Origin of the sequence: Mesorhizobium sp. B2-5-7, assembly GCF_006440875.1 — a bacterium.
In the GTDB taxonomy this organism is placed as follows: Bacteria; Pseudomonadota; Alphaproteobacteria; order Rhizobiales; family Rhizobiaceae; genus Mesorhizobium; species Mesorhizobium australicum.
This window is the reverse complement of record NZ_VFUO01000004.1, coordinates 443,420-461,927: the sequence shown is the minus strand read 5'-3', so window position 1 is coordinate 461,927 and position 18,508 is coordinate 443,420. Positions and strand designations below refer to the sequence as shown.

Sequence of the window (18,508 nt, the reverse complement as noted above, 5' to 3'; positions counted from 1 at the left end):
CGGCCTTAGCGCCGGAGTTGGTCCTTGCCCATGTCGGTGACCAGACGTTTTCCGCACAGCGCCAGCGTGATGTCCATCTCCTTGCGGATGATTTCCAATGCCTTGGTAACCCCTTCCTTGCCGAGCGCGCCCAGGCCGTAAAGAAATGGCCGGCCGATATAGGTGCCCTTGGCGCCCAGGCAGAGCGCTTTCAACACATCCTGGCCGGAGCGGATGCCGCCGTCCATATGCACTTCTATTCTGTCGCCGACCGCATCCGCGATCTCTTCCAGCGCCATGATGGAGGACGATGCGCCGTCGAGTTGGCGGCCGCCATGATTGGAAACGATGATGGCATCGGCGCCGGTGTTGGCTGCCATCAGCGCGTCCTCCTTGTCGAGGATGCCCTTGAGGATCAGTTTGCCGCCCCAGCGCTCCTTGATCCAGGCGACGTCCTTCCACGACAGGTGCGGATCGAACTGTTCGGTCGTCCATGACGACAACGAAGCCACATCGCCGACGCCCTTGGCATGGCCGACGATGTTACGGAAGGTACGGCGCTTCGTGCCAGCCATGCCCATCCACCAGCCAGGCCGCACAGCGATGTTGGCGATGTTGGCGAGCGTCATCTTGGGCGGCGCCGAAAGCCCATTGCGGACGTCCTTGTGGCGCTGGCCGAGGACCTGCAGGTCGAGCGTCAGCACCAGCGCCGAGCACTTCGCCGCCTTCGCCCGGTCGATCAAATTGAGGACGAAATCCTTGTCGCGCAGTACATAGAGCTGGAACCAGAACGGTTTCTTCGTCACCGACGCGACATCCTCGATCGAGCAGATGCTCATCGTCGAAAGCGTGAACGGCACGCCGAATTCCTCAGCCGCCTGCGCTGCCAGCATCTCGCCGTCGGCGTGCTGCATGCCGGTCAGGCCTGTCGGCGCAAGCGCCACCGGCATCGACACTTTCTGGCCGATCATGGTCGATTCCAGCGAGCGGTTGCTCATGTCGACCAGCACGCGCTGGCGGAACTTGATCTTCTGGAAGTCTTCCTCGTTTGCCCGGTAGGTGCTCTCGGTCCAGGCGCCGGAGTCGGCATAGTCGAAGAACATCTTGGGCACGCGCCGGCGCGCGAGATCCTTGAGGTCTGCAATGGTGAGAATGTCGCTCATGATGGTCCCCGCTTGATCGAATTAACTAGGAGCGGCTGCGCGCTGGTTCGCTGCCGCCGGTTTCCGAGCGCTGCCTTAGCCTCAGCCGCGACACGCGTTGCCAGTCGCCGCTGCGCTCGGCTTCCGCCATCGAGCGCTCGACATAGGTCATGTGGTCCATCGCCGCCTGGCGGGCGGCGGCCGGATCGCCAGCCCTGACCGCGGTGTGGATCGCCCGGTGCTGCGCCAGCAGCGCCTCTCGCGCGCCCGGCACGGTGAACACCAGCAGCCGGTTCTGGAACACGCCTTCCGATAAGAGGCGGTAGCAGGAGCGCAGCGTGTGCAAGAGCAGGATGTTGTGCGCGCATTCGCAGATCGCGTGGTGGAATTCAACGTCGATTTCCGCCTCGTCGTCGAAGTCGCCGGTGCGATGCGCCTCATCCATGCGCGCCATGATGCGGTCGAGCAGGGCGAGGTCTTCGGGTGTGGCACGCCGTGCCGCGTATTCGGCGGCTATGCCCTCGACCTCGCGGCGATACTCCAGATAGTCCGTCACCGCCTTGCGATGCGTCGAGATCAGGTCCGCCACCGGCTTGGTAAACAACTGGCCGATAATGTCGGCGACATGCGTGCCGCCGCCGGCCTTGGTCGTCAGCAACCCACGTCCTTCGAGCGCCTTCAGCGCATCGCGCAGGATGGGCCGCGACACATCGAACTGGCGCGCCAGTTCGCGCTCGCCGGGCAGCCGGTCGCCGGTGCGCAGGACGCCTTCGAGGATGAGGCTTTCGATCTGCTGCACGACTTCGTCGGCGGTGCGCGAATGCTCGATCCTGGAGAAAATATCGCTCAAAGGAAGCGCCTGGGGACGGAATGAATGTCGCGCAGATTAAAGCGTCTGTCGCCAACTGGTCAAATTATTTATCCAATTCGCCTGGTTCGGTCGATTTTCGCATCGCGCCGGCACGTCGCCTCGCGCTAAACTTTGCTGTTTACGTCCCTTGTCGATTGCCGCAAGACGGCACCATTGCACGAAGGGTCGAAACCAGGGGGACCAGACGTGTCGGACGAGACGTCCAATCTTGAATTCCAGTCGCGCAGCCAAGGCAGCGTCATGGGCTTTCCGGCGCATGAAGGCCGGCCCGGCGCGCTCGGCGAGGTTCATGCCCGTCCGCATCCGCTCGTCGAGAAGCCGCGCGTCCTCGTCCAGCTCTCCTTCATGACCGAAGGAGGCTCCGCGGTCGACCATGCCGTGCTTTCGGAACTGTCGCGCCGCCTCGGCATCGCCGCCCCCGAGCGTCATGCCCGCCACCACGCCATGAAATGGGGCAAGGGCACGCTGCGCTGGGAGCGGCATACGGAGTTCTCGACCTATCTCTGGGAAGGACCGCTGGCGGAGAATGGCTGGGGGCAAGAGGATTCGCCGTTCGGCAATGGCTTTTCGCCGCCGGGAACCGTCATCTCGGGCATCCGGCTCGAGATCCGCAAGTGGACGCAGGCGAACGAGAGGCTGATCGCCGGCTTCGACCCGACCAGCCTCTGTCACTCGCTCGTCGAGCGCGGCAGCGCGGCTATTGTCACCGACTTCCGCCAGGATGGCGATGGCATGACCCGCATGCTGGTGCTTGATCGTGGTCTGACCCCGGCCAGCACCGGCGCGCTGTCGCAGCGGCTGATCGACATCGAGACCTACCGCACGCTTGCCATGCTCGGCTTGCCGCTGGCGCTCACCTTGTCCAGCCGCGCCCGCCGCATCGAGGATCGCTTGGCACAGACGACCCTGGAAATGAAAGTTGCCGAGACCCGCGACAGCCAGACGCTGCTCGCCGACCTGACGGAGCTTGCCGCCGAACTGGAGGCTGATGCCGCTTCCAGCCTTTACCGCTTCGGCGCCAGTCGCGCTTATGACGGCATCGTCACTGAAAGGCTCGAGGCACTGGATGAGGAGCCAGTGCTGGGCTACGACACCTGGTCGGGCTTTCTGCTGCGGCGCATGGCGCCAGCCATGCGCACCTGCCGCTCGGTCGAGGAGCGCCAGGCCAACCTGTCGCGAAAGCTGACCCGTGCCACCACGCTGTTGCGCACCTGGGTCGATGTCGAGGTCGAGAAGCAGAACCGCGACCTGCTCGCCTCGATGAACAACCGCGCCCGGCTGCAACTGCGCCTGCAGCAGACCGTCGAAGGGCTCTCGGTCGCCGCCGTCTCCTACTATGTGGTGGGCCTCATAGGCTATGTCGCCAAGGGCGCGTCGGTCTTTGGCCACGCCTTCGCGCCGGAGGTCGTTACCGCCGCATCGGTGCCGATCGCCATCCTGCTGGTCTGGTGGGGCGTGCGCAGGGTGCGACAGATGCATTCCGAGCCGGCGAAGCATCCGGCCGAATAGACCGCGCCAAGCTTCGAAGCGCGATGGATGTGCAGCGGCAGATTGCCGCTGCGGAAGCCTTGCCTGCATCCGCCCCGGATGCCATCAAAGCAAGATTTGCAACAAATGTCGCTAGCTGGTAAATCATTTTTACCAGTTGAGTGGAGGAAGCGCCGATGTCTGGCCTTGCCATGCCCAAGCCAGACGCCGAGACGCTGCGCCGGCGCAGCGAAATCGTCGCCGACATGCGCATCATCGTGCCGGGCGAGGGCGTGGTCGACGCGGCCAATGAAATGCGGGTCTTCGAGAGTGATGGCCTGACTGCCTACCGGCAAGTGCCGCTGGTCGTGGTCCTGCCGGAGACGGTGGCGCAGGTTTCCCGTCTGCTGAAATACTGCAACGACCGCAACATTCGCGTCGTGCCGCGGGGATCCGGCACCTCGCTGTCGGGCGGTGCGCTGCCGCTGGAAGACGCGGTGCTGCTGGTCATGAGCCGGTTCAACCGGATACTCGAGATCGATTTTCCCAACCGCATCGTCGTCGCCCAGCCCGGCGTCACCAATCTCGGCATCACGACAGCCGTCGAGCAGGAGGGCTTTTACTACGCCCCCGATCCATCCTCCCAGATCGCCTGCTCGATCGGCGGCAACGTGGCGGAGAATTCCGGCGGCGTGCACTGCCTGAAATATGGCCTCACCGCCAACAATGTGCTTGGCATCGAGATGGTGCTGATGAATGGCGAGGTGGTGCGGCTCGGCGGCGGCCACCTCGACGCGGAAGGCTATGACCTGCTCGGCGTCATGACCGGTTCGGAAGGTCTGCTCGGCGTCGTCACCGAGGTCACCGTGCGCATCCTGAAGAAACCGGAGACGGCGCGGGCGCTGCTGATCGGCTTCCCGACCAGCGAGCAGGGCGGCCAATGCGTCGCCGACATTATCGGCGCCGGCATCATTCCCGGTGGCATGGAGATGATGGACCGTCCGGCGATCCACGCGGCGGAAGATTTCGTCCATGCCGGATATCCCCTGGATGTCGAGGCACTGCTGATCGTCGAGCTCGATGGGCCGGGCGTCGAGGTCGATCATCTCATCACCGCGGTCGAGGCGATCGCCATCCGCAACGGCTCGACCACCTGCCGCATCTCGCAGTCCGAGCAGGAGCGGCTGAGTTTTTGGGCCGGCCGCAAGGCGGCATTCCCCGCCGTTGGCCGCATCTCGCCCGATTACTACTGCATGGACGGCACGATCCCACGCAAGGAGTTGCCGCGCGTGCTGGCCGGCATGCGCGAGCTGTCGGAAAAATACGGCCTCGGAGTCGCCAATGTCTTTCACGCCGGCGACGGCAATCTGCATCCCCTGATCCTTTATGACGCCAACGTGCCTGGTGAACTCGACAAGGCCGAAAGCTTTGGCGCTGACATTCTGAGGCTTTGCGTCAAGGTTGGTGGCGTGCTCACCGGCGAACATGGCGTCGGGGTCGAGAAGCGCGACCTGATGCCGGAAATGTTCAACCAGGTCGACCTCGACCAGCAAATGCGCGTCAAGTGCGCCTTCGATCCCAACCATCTGCTCAATCCCGGAAAGGTGTTCCCGCAACTGCGCCGCTGCGCCGAACTGGGGCGCATGCATGTGCATCGCGGGCAGGTGGCGTTTCCCGACATTCCGAGGTTTTGAGGGACATGTTGGCGCTTGAACACCCCCCTCTGTCCTGCCGGACATCTCCCCCGCAAGGGGGGAGATTAGCAGTTCCGGCGTCTCGCCGTTCAACAGACATTGGATGTTGGCGAAATCCGATGCGGCATCTGATCTCCCCCCTTGCGGGGGAGATGTCCGGCAGGACAGAGGGGGGTGTGAAGAAACGCGACCTATCACTTCTCGCCCGCTTTGCGGGGCAGAGGAAGGGCACGCGTGCATGACCATCTTCACCCCCACCACCTCAGCCGAAGTCCTCTCCACTGTTGCCTGGGCGACGGCAGAAGAAGCATCGCTCGAAATTCTCGGCCACGGCTCCAAGCGCGGCATCGGCCGTCCGTTGCAGACCGAGCATACGCTCGACCTGTCGAAACTCTCGGGCGTGACCCTCTATGAACGCGCAGAACTGGTGCTGTCGGCCAAGTCAGGCACGCCGCTGGCCGAGATCGAAAGGCTGCTGGCTGAAAACGGCCAGCAGCTTGCCTTCGAGCCGATGGACTACGGCCCGCTGCTCGGCGGCGAGCCGGGCAAAGGCACCATCGGCGGCGTGCTCGGCGCCAACCTGTCCGGTCCGCGCCGGCTGAAGGCGGGCGCCGCGCGCGATCATATCCTGGGCATCAACGTCGTCTCCGGCCGGGGGGAAGCTTTCAAGTCGGGCGGCCGCGTGGTCAAGAACGTCACCGGCTACGATATGTCGAAGCTGATGGCCAACAGCTGGGGCACGCTGGCCGTCTTTACCGACGTCACCTTCAAGGTGCTGCCCGCGGCCGAGACCGAAGTCACGCTCGCTGTCCGTGGCCTGCTCGATGATGCAGCCTGCGCCGCCATGGCCTTGGCCCTTGGTTCCAGCGCGGAAGTATCGAGTGCTGCCCATCTGCCGGAGCGCATCGCCGCCCGCGTTGCCGGCGGGATGCTCGGCAGTGAAGCCGCCACGCTGCTGCGCGTCGAGGGCTTTGGCCCGTCGGTTGCCTATCGCATCACCGCGCTGAAGACCCTGCTCGGCAAGGCCGGGCCGCTGGAAGAGATTTCCGGTGAGACCTCCAAGGCAATCTGGCGCGACGTGCGCGATATCAGGCCCTTCGTTGACGGCAGCGAGAAGCCGGTCTGGCGGGTCTCGATGACGCCCGCACAGGGGCACCAGATGGTTCTGACCCTACGCATGCAAGCCGCCGTCAGTGCCTTCTACGACTGGCAGGGCGGGCTGGTGTGGCTGCGCATGGAGGAGGGCGATCCCGAAGCCACCCTGCTTCGAGGGCTGTTGCGGAAACATGGCGGCGGCCACGCGACGTTGGTGCGCGCCGCTCCCGCCCATCGTGTCGCGCTGCCAGTGTTCGAGCCGCAGGCGCCGGCATTGGCGGCGCTCAGCCAGCGCCTGAAACAGGAATTCGACCCGAAGAACATCCTCAATCCCGGCCGCATGGCCTAGGACATCAGAGATGCAGACCAATTTTTCGCCCGCCCAGCTTGCCGACCCTGATGTCGCCGAGTCCGAAAAGATCCTGCGCAAATGCGTGCATTGCGGTTTCTGCACCGCCACCTGCCCAACTTATGTAACGCTTGGCAACGAGCTCGATTCGCCGCGCGGGCGCATCTACCTGATCAAGGACATGCTGGAAAACGGCCGTCCCGCCGATAAGGAAATCGTCACTCATATCGACCGCTGCCTGTCCTGCCTGGCCTGCATGACCACCTGTCCGTCGGGCGTCAATTACATGCATCTGGTCGACCATGCTCGTGCCCATATCGAGGAAACCTACAAGCGGCCGCTGCTCGACCGACTGACTCGCGCTATGCTGGCTTTCGTGCTGCCTTATCCCCAGCGCTTCCGCGCCGCTCTCAAGCTTGCGGGGCTGGGCAAGCCTTTCATTGGCCTGTTCGAGAAGATTCCTGCACTGAAGCCGCTCGCCGCGATGCTCAAGCTCGCGCCTGCATCGATCCCGGCGGCCTCGCCGATGGCCTTGCCGGGTGTCCATGCCGGGCAGGGGACGAAAAAGGGCCGCGTCGCCATCCTGCGCGGCTGCGCGCAATCGGTGCTTGACCCCGCCATCAACGACACCACCATCTCGCTGCTGACGCGGCTCGGTGTCGAGGTCGTGGTGCCACCGGGCGAGGGCTGCTGCGGCGCCCTGGTTCATCACATGGGGCGGGAAGAAGCCGCCCTTGCCTCGGCCAGGCAAAATGTCGATGCCTGGACACGCTCCATCGAGCAGGGCGGGCTCGACGCCATTGTCATCACCGCATCGGGCTGCGGCACGACGATCAAGGACTACGGCTTCATGCTGCGGCTCGATCCGGCCTATGCCGACAAGGCCGCGCGCGTGTCGGCGCTGGCCAAGGACATCACCGAATATCTGGCAAGTCTCAAGCTCCCTGAACCGGTGCGCAAGCCCGGCACTGTCGTTGCGTATCACTCGGCCTGCTCGATGCAGCACGGCCAGAAGATCACCCGGCAGCCGAAGGAGCTGCTCGCCAAGGCCGGTTTCATTGTGCGCGAGCCGCGCGAGGGCCATCTCTGCTGCGGCTCGGCCGGCACCTACAACATCCTGCAGCCCGAGATTTCGGCCAGGCTGCGCGATCGTAAGGTGAAAAACATCGAGGCGACGGGCGCCTCGATCGTCGCCACCGGCAATATCGGTTGCATCACGCAGATCGCATCCGCCGCCAGCATGCCGGTGGTGCACACGATCAAACTGCTCGACTGGGCCTATGGCGGGCCGAGGCCGGATGGCATTTTGGATGGGAGCCCGGTCGCGGCGGAGTAGGCCGGGCGCTATTCCGCCGCAAGCCTGTCGGCCGTGCCGTAGGTCGCCTCGTAGAGCGCGCGCTGGCGGCTGAGCGCGACCATGGTATTGCGCAGCAGGATCGCCACCGTCAGCGGACCGACGCCTCCCGGCACCGGCGTGATCCACGAGGCCACTTCCTTGACGCTGTCGGTGTCGACGTCGCCGACGATGCGGCTCGTGCCGTCCGGTCCGACCTCCGAATTGATGCCGATGTCGATGACGGCGGCACCCGGCTTGACCATGTCGGCCTTGATCAGCCGTGGCTTGCCAACGGCGACGAACAGCGCATCGGCGCGCCGCGCATGGGCGGCGACCGACCGTGTCATATGATGGCAGACCGTCACCGTCGCGCCTTCGCTCATCAGCAGGAAGGCGATTGGCTTGCCGACGATTTCCGAATGGCCGACGATCACCACTTCCAGCCCCTTGAGGTCGAGGCCGGTTTCCTTAAGCAGTTCGACCGAGGCGGCCGCCGTGCAAGGCGCGAGATCGAGCTGGTTGTAGACGATGTTGCCGATCGAGGCCGGATGCATGCCCTCGACGTCCTTTAGCGGATGCACAGCCGCCTGCAGCATTTTGATCGGGATATGCGCCGGCACCGGCCGCTGGATGATGATGCCGGTGACACGCGGATCGGCATTCAGCCCATGGATGGCTGCTTCGAGTTCACCTGAGGTGATCGTCGCGGGAAAGCGCCGTTCCTCGAAATCGATGCCGGCGAGTTGAGCCTTGGCACGCTGGTTGCGCACATAGACGTCGACGGCGTCGGTATCGCCGACGGTGATCGAGATCAGCTTGGGCGGAAAGCCCTCGGCCTTGGCAATGGTCGCGTCCTCGCGCACGGCGGCGATGATGCGCTGGGCAACCGGGCCGCCCCTGAGATAGCGGCTGTCGTCGGACAGGGACATGGTTCGAACCTTTGGTGGGGAAATTGTGCACTGCAATAGCAGAGCATGGCCCGGAAATCAGCCCTGAAAACGAAACACCGTGCCTCCGGGGCGACCTGTCGCACCGTGAAACGAAAAGGGCAGCCCGGTTACCCGTGCTGCCCTCTCGTGACTGGCCGTATCCCCACACGGCCCGTCCCCCGTTAACTCGTTGCCAGTCTAAGCACGTCTTCCAAAAGTACGCTATGACTTAAGGGCAACAGCGCGCCAAAACCTGCTCAGCACTGCTTAACCGGCTGATTCGCTGCCACTATATCACCTCGACGGTGGTTCCGACATTGACCCGCTCATAAAGGTCGACCACGTCCTCGTTGCGCATCCGGATGCAGCCCGATGATACCGCGCCGCCGATCGTCCAGGGCTGGTTGGTGCCATGGATGCGGTACTCGGTCGTGCCGAGATAGAGAGCGCGCGCGCCGAGCGGGTTTTCCATGCCGCCGGCCAGATAGGTCGGCAGGTATCGGCCCTTGGCCGCTTCGCGCTTGATCATCTCGGCCGGTGGACGCCAGTCCGGCCAGACGCGCTTGTTGGTGATCTTGTGGGTGCCCGACCATTCGAAGCCGGGTTTGCCGGTGCCGACGCCGTAGCGCCGCGCCTTGCCGTTCTTCTCGACCAGATAGAGGAAATTCTGCGTGGTATCGATGACGATGGTGCCCGGCTTCTGGCCGCCGTCATAGGCAACTTCCTGCGGCAGGTAGACGGGGTTGATCTGCCGGCGCATGACCATGCGTTTGGCCGGCGCCTGCACGGCGGCCGTTTGCACGCGGTCGGGCTGTGCCGGCTGCGCGGTGCGCTGGCGCGGCTGCTGCTGCACGGCCTGTCGGTTCTGCCGCACGATTCCGGGCGCATGGCCGAGCTGCAGCACCCAGGGCGCGGAAAGGTCGGGGCTCACCATCACCGGCGGCCTGTCGGCATAACGGTCGTTGGCGATTGAGGGTGTGACGCCGGCGGCAAACACAGCCACGGCGCCGAGCAAGGGAAACAGAACTCTTTTCATCGGGAACGCACCTTGATCGTCTAATACGCCGGGCAAGAACGCTCCCGGCTTGCGCGATCATTGGCGGCGAGCAGCAACCGAAACATGAATCGGAATGCGTAAAATGCGGTTCTGCCGGTAAACTCTTTGGTGTGGTTACCGCCCGGTTCAGGAATCTGGTAAAGCCACGGTAAAGACAGCGCGCAAGCGCGTTAACGGATGGATTTCTTGGGATGAGCAATGAAAACACCGGCCTGCTTGCCGGTCCTGACGGTGTCGTGCGCTGCTTCTGGCACGGCAATCTGCCCGATTATCTGCATTACCATGACCATGAATGGGGCCGGCCGGTGGCCGACGACCGCAGGCTGTTCGAGAAGATCTGCTTGGAAGGGTTTCAGTCGGGCCTGTCCTGGCTGACCATTTTGCGCAAGCGGGAGAATTTTCGCGAAGCCTTCGCTGGCTTCGACTTCGACAAGGTCGCCGCCTTCAACGAAAGGGATGTCGAGCGCCTGCTCGGCAACGCCGGCATCATCCGCCATCGCGGCAAGATCGTCTCGACCATCAACAACGCCAAACGCGCCCGCGAGATGGTGGATGAGTTCGGCTCGCTGGCCGCCTGGTTCTGGAAGTTCGAACCCGGCAAGGAGGAGCGGCCGAAGATCGTCGACCTCGCCCATCTGCGCGCCAACCCGACCACCGCGGTTTCCGTTCGGATTTCGAAGGACCTGAAAAAGCGCGGCTGGACTTTCGTCGGCCCGACCACCGTGTACGCCTTCATGCAAGCCATGGGCCTGGTCAACGACCATCTCGAAGGCTGCGTGTGCCGTAAGGAGGTCGAGCAGCAGCGGAAGGCTTTCCAGCGGCCGAAATAGCCGGGGGCAGCTCAGGTGCCGTTGGCGCTGGCCAGGAACAGCCCGGCGACGATTGCGGCCACCGTGGCGACCGTCGGATAGATCACCAGCAGACCGGTCACCAACGCGTCGCGCAGGGAAGGATCCTTGCTGGTGCCTGCCGGCACATTGAACGGCCCGGCAGCCCGGCCAACCATTTGCGGTGCATGGGTGCCCGCCGGGCGCAGGCGCGTCGGCACTTCGCCGGCCTCGCTGTTGGCCTCAAATTCCGTTGCGCTGGTCATGTCCCGAACCCCTTCGTTTCGGTGCGCTATATCGGCCGCGATTGTGTCGGCACGATGCCGCGCCCGTGGCGGCATTGTTTCATTTCTGGTGTGTTTTTGTTTCAGGGGGTTTCGATTCTTCCTGATCTTGTCGGGTGCGCTCCGGGGCGCCAACCCTTGCCGCTCCCGGCTTCATCGGTTAGGAAACGCGCGCTGTGAACGCGCTAGATTTGCCGCGTCACGAAGTCATGAACATCGGGTGCCCAGATTATGGCCGACAAATCGGAAAAGACGAAAGCGCGGCTGCCGCGCGGGTTTGCCGACCGCGGCGCCGAGGATATCCGCGCCGTCGAGAAGATGATGGCGACGATCCGCTCGGTTTATGAGCTCTATGGCTTCGAACCGGCCGACCAGCCGCTGATCGAATATACCGATGCGTTGGGCAAATTCCTGCCCGACCAGGACCGGCCGAACGAAGGCGTGTTCTCTTTCCAGGACGACGACGACCAGTGGCTGTCGCTGCGCTACGACCTGACCGCGCCGACCGCGCGCTTCGTTGCCGAGAATTTCGAACGCCTGCCAAAACCCTACCGCAGCTACCGTTCCGGCTGGGTGTTCCGCAACGAAAAGCCCGGGCCCGGGCGCTTCCGCCAGTTCATGCAGTTCGATGCCGACACGATCGGCACGCCGGGCGTCGCGGCCGACGCCGAGATGGCGATGATGATGGCCGACGTCATGGAAGCGCTCGGTATCAAGCGCGGCGACTACGTCATCCGCGTCAACAGCCGCAAGGTGCTGGACGGTGTGCTCGAGGCGATCGGCCTTGGCGGCGAGGAGAATGCCGGACGAAGGCTGACCGTGCTGCGGGCAATCGACAAGCTGGACAAGCTGGGGCCGGAAGGCGTGAGGCTTCTGCTTGGTCCGGGGCGCTGGGATGGCGGCAAGGAAGGCGAAGGCGACTTCACCAAAGGTGCCGGCCTTACTGAGCACTTGATCTCTGTTCTGGAACCAATTTTGCTGTTTCGGCGCAATGCCGAAACAATAACAATTGCGATAGAAGGCGACGAACCTAATAGCCCACGATTTGAGGAAATCACAAGGGAGCAGCTTCAGGCGAAGAAACACACTGCCAAGGCTCAGGAGATTATCGATCTCTTTGGAGCCGAGAACGCGAGCGCCCTTGGATATATCAGGGCGGTTTTCTTTAAGGTTGGAGGTGACTTCTCTGCGAACATGCCATCGTACGACGGATACCGAGAGTTATGTGACATAGCTGCGATGGCCCATGCTGCCGGGTATGGTGCGGATCGTGTCCTAATCGACCCCTCCGTCGTGCGTGGCCTCGAATACTACACCGGCCCCGTCTTCGAGGCCGAACTCCTGGCCGAAATCCCCAATGAAGATGGCCAGATTGTGCGCTTCGGCTCGGTCGGCGGCGGTGGCCGCTATGATGGGCTGGTCTCGCGCTTTCGCGGCGAGCCGGTGCCGGCGACCGGTTTTTCCATCGGCGTCTCGCGACTGATGACGGCGCTGAAGAACCTCGGCAAGCTGGACGTATCGGAAGTGATCGCGCCGGTCGTCGTGCTGGTCATGGACAAGGACACTGAAAGCCTCGGCCGCTATCAGAAGATGGTCTCGGAATTGCGCGCCGCCGGCATTCGCTCCGAAATGTATCTCGGCGGCGCCGGCATGAAGGCGCAGCTCAAATATGCCGACCGGCGCGGTTGTCCCATCGCCGTCATCCAGGGCGGCGACGAGCGGGCCAAGGGCGAATTGCAGATCAAGGACCTGATCGAAGGCGCGCGCATGTCGGCGGAGATCACCGACAATGCGGAATGGCGCGCCGCGCGTCCGGCCCAGGTGACAGTAGCGGAAAGCGAACTGGTCGCCGAAGTGAAGAAGATTTTGGCGGCGCAGGCCGCTGATCGCGCCAAGGGTGGCGCTTGAGCACCCCCCTCTGGCCTGCCGGCCATCTCCCCCGAAAGGGGGGAGATGGGATGTCGCGTAGGTTTTCGCCAATCTCCGATGTTGGGAAAAACGTGCCGAGCCCGAAGCTGCCGATCTCCCCCCTTGCGGGGGAGATGGCCGGCAGGCCAGAGGGGGGTGCCTCGCGCCCAACCTGTCTATGACCTCCCGCCCCGCCATCGCCACCGACATCATCACCCTCTTCGCCGCGCGCAACACGCATGCGGTGGAAGTCGCGGTGCTGCAGCCGGCCGATCCCTTCCTCGACATGGCCGGCGAGGATCTGCGCCGCCGCATTTTCCTGACCGAAAGCGAAACCGGGCAGACGCTCTGCCTGCGGCCCGAATTCACCATTCCCGTCTGCCTCGACCACATAGCCAGCCAGGCCGGCACGCCGCGCCGCTATTCCTATCTGGGCGAAGTGTTTCGCCAGCGCCGCGAGGGCGGCAATGAGTTCTTCCAGGCCGGCATCGAGGATCTCGGCGACCGCGACACGGCCGAAGCCGATGCCCGCTCGGTCGCCGACGCGCATGCGCTGCTGTCGCTGGTGCTGCCCGGCCAGCCGCTGGCGGTCACGCTTGGCGACCAGGCGATTTTCGAGGCGGTGCTGGCGGCGCTCGGCTTGCCGCGCGGCTGGCGCATGCGGCTGGCCCGCGCCTTCGGCTCGGCGCCTATGCTGGAGACAGCACTCGCCGATCTCGCCAACCCGCCGCGCAACAGCCAGCTCTCCGGGCCGGTCGCGGCGCTTGTCCTCGATGGCGATCTGGACCGTCTTTCCCAGCATATTGCCGGCGGCATGGAGGAAGCCGGCTTGTCGGCATCGGCCGGGCGCGCGCCGTCGGATATCGCGCGGCGGCTGATCGAGAAAGCCGAGTTGCGCAGCGTGCGGCTGTCGAACGAGGCTTTCGCGGCGCTGAAAGATTTTCTGGCGATCGACGTGCCGCTCGATGGCGCGGCCCAGGCATTGGAAACCTTCGCGGCCGGCGCCGGACTTTCGCTGGGTGCGGCGCTGGAAAAATTCTCGGCCCGCGCCAAGGCGATCGAGGCGCATGGCTTGCCCTCCGAAAAAATCCGCTACGACGCCGCTTTCGGCCGTCCGCTCGACTACTACACCGGTGTCGTCTTCGAAATCGCGGCCGCCAACGGCGAGCGCGCCCTGGCCGGTGGCGGGCGCTACGACCGGTTGCTGACGCTGCTCGGTGCCAAGACCGCGATCCCCGGCGTCGGCTTTTCGGTGTGGCTCGACCGCATCGAGGCGCTGCGGGGGGCGGCATCATGATCACGCTCGCCGTTCCCTCTAAGGGTAGGCTCAAGGAGCAGGCGCTGGAGGTGTTGGCCAAGGCCGGCCTCGCCGTCAGCCTGCCCGGCGACGAGCGTAAGTATCATGCCCGCGTCGAGGGCCTGGACAATGTCGAAGTGCTCTTCCTGTCGGCTTCCGAAATATCGGGCGAAATAGGCCAAGGCGCGGTCGATCTCGGCATCACCGGCGAGGACCTGGTGCGGGAAAATCTCGCTGACTGGGAAGCGCGGGCCGAGATCGTCGCCCGCCTCGGCTTCGGCCATGCCGATGTGGTGGTCGCGGTGCCCGAGATCTGGCTCGATGTCGACACCATGGCCGATCTCGACGATGTCGCCGCCGATTTCCGCCAGCGCCATGGCCGCAGGCTGCGGATTGCCACCAAATACTGGCGGCTGACGCAGCAGTTCTTCTCCCAAAAGCACGGCATTCAGGTCTATCGCATCGTCGAGAGCCTCGGCGCCACCGAGGGCGCGCCGGCGGCCGGCCTCGCCGACGTCATCGTCGACATCACCAGCACGGGCTCGACGCTGCGCGCCAACCATCTCAAGGTGCTGGCCGACGGCGTCGTGCTGAAGTCGCAGGCCTGTCTGGTCGCGTCGAGGAAGACACGTGCAGCGGCCGACGACGCCGTTTTGCGCGACATCGTCGCGAAAATGGCGGCAGCGGTCGCATAGCGACCTCCAGGGAAGGGGCTCCAGTACCATCGACGGGATTTCCAGCGTCCCGGCAGGCTGATAGGTTCGGCCAGTCTTGGGAGGAGACAGCGATGCCGGTCAATCTCGACGAGCTGAAGAATGCCACCAATCTGCGCGGACGCGGCGCGCGCGCCGGCAGCGTCTTTATTGCACCGGTCGATGGCAGGGCGCATGTCTCGGGCGACCGCAAAGTGCCGCTGCTCGACAAGACCATTCCCGCGCTGTTCTCCGACACCGTCGGCAAATACGGCACGCTCGATGCCGCCGTGTTCGTTGGCCAGGACAAGCGCTTCACGTGGAGCGAACTGTCGGACACGGTGGATGCACTGGCCGCCGGCTTTCTGGCGCTCGGCCTCCGGAAGGGCGACCGGGTCGGCATCTGGTCGCCCAACCGCTGGGAATGGCTGGTGACGCAATTCGCCACCGCCCGCATCGGCCTGATCCTGGTCAACATCAATCCGGCCTACCGGCTGACCGAGCTGGAATATGCCCTGAACAAGGTTGGCTGCAAGGCACTGGTGACGGCGGCGAGCTTCAAGACATCGGACTATCTCGGCATGATCGAGACTCTGGCGCCGGAGATCGCGACGGCGACACCCGGCAAGCTGAAGGCTGCGAAATTGCCGGCGCTCAGGATCGTCATCCGTATGGGCGAGGAGAACTCGCCAGGCATGTTCAATTTCGGCGACGTGCTGGCCATGGCCGGTCGCGACGAGCATGATAGCCTCGACCGCATCTCGGAAGGGCTGAAGCCTGGCGATGCGATCAACATCCAGTTCACCTCAGGCACGACGGGCGCACCCAAGGGCGCGACGCTCACCCATCTCAACATCGTCAACAACGGCAATTTCGTCACCTCGGCTATCAAGCTCACCGTCGACGATCGGCTCTGCATCCCGGTGCCGCTCTATCACTGCTTCGGCATGTCGATGGGCACCATGGGTTGTGTGTCGAAGGGCGCGACCATGGTTTTCCCGTGCGAGGGGTTCGATCCGGGCCTGACGCTGAAGGCGATCGCGCGGGAGCGCTGCACCGGCCTCTACGGCGTGCCGACCATGTTCGTCGGCATGCTCGATCATCCGGATTTCCCGACCTTCGATCTCTCCAGCCTGCGCACCGGCATCATGGCCGGTTCGCCCTGCCCGATCGAGGTGATGAAGAAGGTGGTCTCGCTCATGCACATGGCTGAAGTGACCATCGCCTACGGCATGACCGAGACCAGTCCGGTCTCGTTCCAGAGCAGCACCGACGATCCGTTGGAAAAGCGTGTCTCGACTGTCGGGCGCATCCACCCGCATGTCGAGGTCAAGGCGATCGCCGTCGACGGCGCCACCGTTGCGGTCGGCGCGCCGGGCGAGCTTTGTACGCGCGGCTATTCGGTGATGAAGGGCTATTGGGACGACGACGAAAAGACTCGCGAGGCGATCGATAGCGACGGCTGGATGCACACCGGCGACCTCGCCACCATCGACGCCGAGGGCTATTGCAACATTGTCGGCCGCGTCAAGGACATGGTCATTCGCGGCGGTGAGAACGTCTATCCCAGAGAGGTCGAGGAATTCCTCTACCGCCATCCCAAGGTGCGGGAAGTGCAGGTCTTCGGCATCCCGGACGCCAAATATGGCGAGGAGCTGTGCGCCTGGATCGTGCTCAAACCCGGCCAGGTCGCCACCGAGCAGGAGATCAAGGCGTTCTGCGCGGGCCAGATCGCCCACTACAAGGTGCCGCGCCATATTCGCTTCCGCACGGAATTGCCGATGACGGTGACCGGCAAACCGCAGAAATTCCTGATGCGTCAGGCGATGGCCGAGGAACTCGGGCTGGTGGCGCAGAAGACGGCGTGAGGCCGGATCAGCCGTGTCGCACAAGCGCGCCGATACCGTCGAGCAGCGCCTGCTGGTCGCCGACCCAGAACCAGTGGTCGTCGCCATCGACCTCCATAAACCGCGCGCCTGGAATCTTGGTCGCTAGGAACCGCCCCGCCTCGATGCGCACGGCGCGGTCGCCGGAACGGTGTAGGATCATCGTCGGGGCGGAGACGTTTGCCAGGAGGTGACGGACATCGGTGTCCCGCAACGCGTCGAGCAGCCCGGCGACCGCACCCGGGCTGGAGGCTGCCCTGAGCAATCCGGCCCACCAGGTCCTCGCCTGGCGGTCGCCAGCGAGGCTCGGTGCGAAGGTGTCGATTTCCGCCGCGCCACCCCAGCCCGCCAGCAGCCGTTGCTTCCACAGATCATACTGCGCGATGGTCAAGGCGTGGGGATAGTCAGGTGCACGGCTGCCTTTGGCGAGCGAGCCCCACAAGACAAGGCCCGTCAGCCGATCTGGATGCTGGACCGCAAAACGGATACAGCCCGGCCCACCCTCCGACGCGCCGACCAGCAAGGCCCTGCGGCTGCCGGCCGCGTTCATGACCGCCAGAATATCCTGCGCCGTCGCCTCGACCGTGGGGCGGGCACCGACGCGGTCGGAAAGCCCCATGCCGCGCCGGTCGAAGAGGATCAGGCGACCCAGGCGCGAAACCGCGGTCAGCCAGGCGCGGCAACCCGGGTCTTCCCAGATACGCTCGACATGTGAAATGAAGCCGGGAACAAGCACGATGTCCGTCGGGCCGCTGCCAAAGATCTGGTACGCGATGTGGATGCCGCCCACCGCGACATAGCGCGTCCTGGGCACATCCAGGGCGGCGTCCTGAGTTGGCTGGCTCAGCAAGGCAAGCGTGGCGGGGTCCGGCACTACGCCGAGTTCGTCCCGCAAGAGCCGGATGCACGTGTCGATCTGCCGCTCGGCCGCCGCCCTGTCCCCGGCCGCCAGATGGGCACGGATCAGATGTCGGTGCGCGCTTTCGCTCAAGGGGTCGAGTGCCGCCAGCCGTGTCGCGTGAACGACCGCGCCACGAGGCTGGCTGTCGGCGATCTTGGCGTCGATGAGCCGCTCCAGCGCCTGCACCAGCCGGCCACGCAACGTCTCTCGCCGAAAGAAGACCCATTCCTCGAATTGCGGACAGTCCGGCAGCAAGAAGCCGGCGAGATAATCGTCTTTGTAGATCTCGGCTGCCTTGTCGAGAGCGCCGGAATTGCAGGCCTGCTCGAAAATCCTGGTGTCGATCTCGGCGGACAACGCCGGGTGCAGGCTTAGCGAGACGCCTGTGGCGGCGATGATCTCGTTGCCGAACGCGATGCGGATTTTGTACAGCGTACGCCGAAGGCGGGCGCGTGCGGCCTGCTCGTCGGCTTCCGGCCACAATAGCGTGGCGGCGACCTCGCGCGCCACCGGCCCGCTGGCCTCGGCGAGATAGATGAGGAGGGCTGCCGCCTTGCGCAGGGCGAGTTCCACCCGCCGGCCGTTCAACCGGAACTCCGGAAAGCCCAGAAATCGGAATTCCAATCGCTCCATCGATCCGACCACGGCCATGCAGGGACGTTGAGGGGACGCCGGCCTTCTATCCATTCCCACGACGTCGGGCCGATCGGGCCCGATCACGGGACTCCCTTGGAGCGAGAAATGTCACTGGTCAATACTCTCACCCGCCCTGTCGGTGCCGCCAACACACGGCA

The 18,508-nt window shown here is 64.4% G+C and carries 15 protein-coding genes; 9 read left to right on the top strand and 6 right to left on the bottom strand.

The window, feature by feature from the left end; all coding sequences use genetic code 11:
• Nucleotides 1–5: 5 nt before the first annotated feature.
• Nucleotides 6–1,142 (bottom strand): alpha-hydroxy acid oxidase, encoded by a 1,137-nt coding sequence (locus FJ543_RS20125; RefSeq protein ID WP_015316498.1) that lies wholly within the window; start codon nucleotides 1,140–1,142, stop codon nucleotides 6–8.
• Between the two features lie 25 nt (nucleotides 1,143–1,167).
• Entirely contained in the window at nucleotides 1,168–1,971 is an 804-nt protein-coding gene (locus FJ543_RS20120; protein WP_015316499.1) for an FCD domain-containing protein, read from the bottom strand.
• A 207-nt stretch (nucleotides 1,972–2,178) separates the two neighbouring features.
• On the opposite strand from FJ543_RS20120, the gene FJ543_RS20115 reads away from it, so the two are divergent.
• The 4 genes from FJ543_RS20115 to glcF all read left to right on the top strand — a co-directional run bounded on the left by FJ543_RS20115 (nucleotide 2,179) and on the right by glcF (nucleotide 7,933).
• Nucleotides 2,179–3,501 carry a DUF3422 family protein gene (locus tag FJ543_RS20115; RefSeq protein ID WP_015316500.1) on the top strand — a complete coding sequence of 441 codons (1,323 nt, stop codon included), beginning with the start codon at nucleotides 2,179–2,181 and terminating at the stop codon, nucleotides 3,499–3,501.
• A 155-nt stretch (nucleotides 3,502–3,656) separates the two neighbouring features.
• Nucleotides 3,657–5,153: an FAD-linked oxidase C-terminal domain-containing protein gene (locus tag FJ543_RS20110; protein WP_140876671.1), complete on the top strand. Its 1,497-nt coding sequence runs from the start codon at nucleotides 3,657–3,659 to the stop codon at nucleotides 5,151–5,153.
• 238 nt (nucleotides 5,154–5,391) lie between these two features.
• Entirely contained in the window at nucleotides 5,392–6,597 is a 1,206-nt protein-coding gene (locus tag FJ543_RS20100; protein ID WP_140660868.1) for an FAD-binding protein, read from the top strand.
• A gap of 10 nt (nucleotides 6,598–6,607) precedes the next feature.
• Nucleotides 6,608–7,933 (top strand): glycolate oxidase subunit GlcF, encoded by a 1,326-nt coding sequence (glcF, locus tag FJ543_RS20095; protein WP_140876669.1) that lies wholly within the window; start codon nucleotides 6,608–6,610, stop codon nucleotides 7,931–7,933.
• Between the two features lie 8 nt (nucleotides 7,934–7,941).
• On the opposite strand, the gene FJ543_RS20090 is transcribed toward glcF, so the two are convergent.
• The gene (locus FJ543_RS20090) at nucleotides 7,942–8,862 is read right to left on the bottom strand and encodes a bifunctional 5,10-methylenetetrahydrofolate dehydrogenase/5,10-methenyltetrahydrofolate cyclohydrolase (RefSeq protein WP_140715542.1); all 921 of its coding nucleotides are present in this window, start codon (nucleotides 8,860–8,862) and stop codon (nucleotides 7,942–7,944) included.
• A gap of 289 nt (nucleotides 8,863–9,151) precedes the next feature.
• Entirely contained in the window at nucleotides 9,152–9,898 is a 747-nt protein-coding gene (locus tag FJ543_RS20085) for a L,D-transpeptidase (protein ID WP_140876667.1), read from the bottom strand.
• A gap of 212 nt (nucleotides 9,899–10,110) precedes the next feature.
• Here FJ543_RS20085 and FJ543_RS20080 point away from each other — a divergent pair, with 212 nt between their 5' ends.
• Nucleotides 10,111–10,749, top strand: coding sequence for a DNA-3-methyladenine glycosylase I (locus FJ543_RS20080; protein ID WP_015316506.1), 639 nt, complete (start codon nucleotides 10,111–10,113; stop codon nucleotides 10,747–10,749).
• 11 nt (nucleotides 10,750–10,760) lie between these two features.
• Here FJ543_RS20080 and FJ543_RS20075 read toward each other — a convergent pair whose 3' ends face one another.
• Nucleotides 10,761–11,012, bottom strand: coding sequence for a hypothetical protein (locus FJ543_RS20075; RefSeq protein ID WP_140876665.1), 252 nt, complete (start codon nucleotides 11,010–11,012; stop codon nucleotides 10,761–10,763).
• 249 nt (nucleotides 11,013–11,261) lie between these two features.
• On the opposite strand from FJ543_RS20075, the gene hisS reads away from it, so the two are divergent.
• From hisS to FJ543_RS20050, 4 genes are all read left to right on the top strand, one after another.
• Nucleotides 11,262–12,938 carry a histidine--tRNA ligase gene (gene hisS, locus FJ543_RS20070; RefSeq protein WP_140876662.1) on the top strand — a complete coding sequence of 559 codons (1,677 nt, stop codon included), beginning with the start codon at nucleotides 11,262–11,264 and terminating at the stop codon, nucleotides 12,936–12,938.
• Nucleotides 12,939–13,116: 178 nt separating this feature from the next.
• Nucleotides 13,117–14,235, top strand: coding sequence for an ATP phosphoribosyltransferase regulatory subunit (locus tag FJ543_RS20060; RefSeq protein WP_140876660.1), 1,119 nt, complete (start codon nucleotides 13,117–13,119; stop codon nucleotides 14,233–14,235).
• Nucleotides 14,232–14,930 carry an ATP phosphoribosyltransferase gene (gene hisG, locus FJ543_RS20055; RefSeq protein ID WP_015316510.1) on the top strand — a complete coding sequence of 233 codons (699 nt, stop codon included), beginning with the start codon at nucleotides 14,232–14,234 and terminating at the stop codon, nucleotides 14,928–14,930. The genes FJ543_RS20060 and hisG overlap by 4 nt, the downstream gene beginning before the upstream one ends.
• A 92-nt stretch (nucleotides 14,931–15,022) precedes the next feature.
• Complete coding sequence (locus FJ543_RS20050; protein ID WP_140876658.1) at nucleotides 15,023–16,795, top strand: AMP-binding protein; 1,773 nt, start codon at nucleotides 15,023–15,025, stop codon at nucleotides 16,793–16,795.
• 7 nt (nucleotides 16,796–16,802) lie between these two features.
• Here the strand turns inward: FJ543_RS20050 and FJ543_RS20045 are convergent, their stop codons facing one another.
• The gene (locus FJ543_RS20045) at nucleotides 16,803–18,347 is read right to left on the bottom strand and encodes an alpha/beta hydrolase (RefSeq protein WP_041163730.1); all 1,545 of its coding nucleotides are present in this window, start codon (nucleotides 18,345–18,347) and stop codon (nucleotides 16,803–16,805) included.
• Between the last annotated feature and the right edge of the window lie 161 nt (nucleotides 18,348–18,508).

Excerpts from the sequence above, each read along its gene's own strand:
- hisS (WP_140876662.1), top strand. The coding sequence starts at position 11,262 with ATGGCCGACAAATCGGAAAAGACGAAAGCGCGGCTGCCGCGCGGGTTT.
- hisG (WP_015316510.1), top strand. The coding sequence starts at position 14,232 with ATGATCACGCTCGCCGTTCCCTCTAAGGGTAGGCTCAAGGAGCAGGCG.
- FJ543_RS20110 (WP_140876671.1), top strand. The coding sequence starts at position 3,657 with ATGTCTGGCCTTGCCATGCCCAAGCCAGACGCCGAGACGCTGCGCCGG.
- FJ543_RS20085 (WP_140876667.1), bottom strand. The coding sequence starts at position 9,898 with ATGAAAAGAGTTCTGTTTCCCTTGCTCGGCGCCGTGGCTGTGTTTGCC.
- FJ543_RS20080 (WP_015316506.1), top strand. The coding sequence starts at position 10,111 with ATGAGCAATGAAAACACCGGCCTGCTTGCCGGTCCTGACGGTGTCGTG.
- FJ543_RS20125 (WP_015316498.1), bottom strand. The coding sequence starts at position 1,142 with ATGAGCGACATTCTCACCATTGCAGACCTCAAGGATCTCGCGCGCCGG.
- FJ543_RS20090 (WP_140715542.1), bottom strand. The coding sequence starts at position 8,862 with ATGTCCCTGTCCGACGACAGCCGCTATCTCAGGGGCGGCCCGGTTGCC.
- glcF (WP_140876669.1), top strand. The coding sequence starts at position 6,608 with ATGCAGACCAATTTTTCGCCCGCCCAGCTTGCCGACCCTGATGTCGCC.
- FJ543_RS20050 (WP_140876658.1), top strand. The coding sequence starts at position 15,023 with ATGCCGGTCAATCTCGACGAGCTGAAGAATGCCACCAATCTGCGCGGA.
- FJ543_RS20075 (WP_140876665.1), bottom strand. The coding sequence starts at position 11,012 with ATGACCAGCGCAACGGAATTTGAGGCCAACAGCGAGGCCGGCGAAGTG.
- FJ543_RS20060 (WP_140876660.1), top strand. The coding sequence starts at position 13,117 with ATGACCTCCCGCCCCGCCATCGCCACCGACATCATCACCCTCTTCGCC.
- FJ543_RS20045 (WP_041163730.1), bottom strand. The coding sequence starts at position 18,347 with ATGGAGCGATTGGAATTCCGATTTCTGGGCTTTCCGGAGTTCCGGTTG.
- FJ543_RS20100 (WP_140660868.1), top strand. The coding sequence starts at position 5,392 with ATGACCATCTTCACCCCCACCACCTCAGCCGAAGTCCTCTCCACTGTT.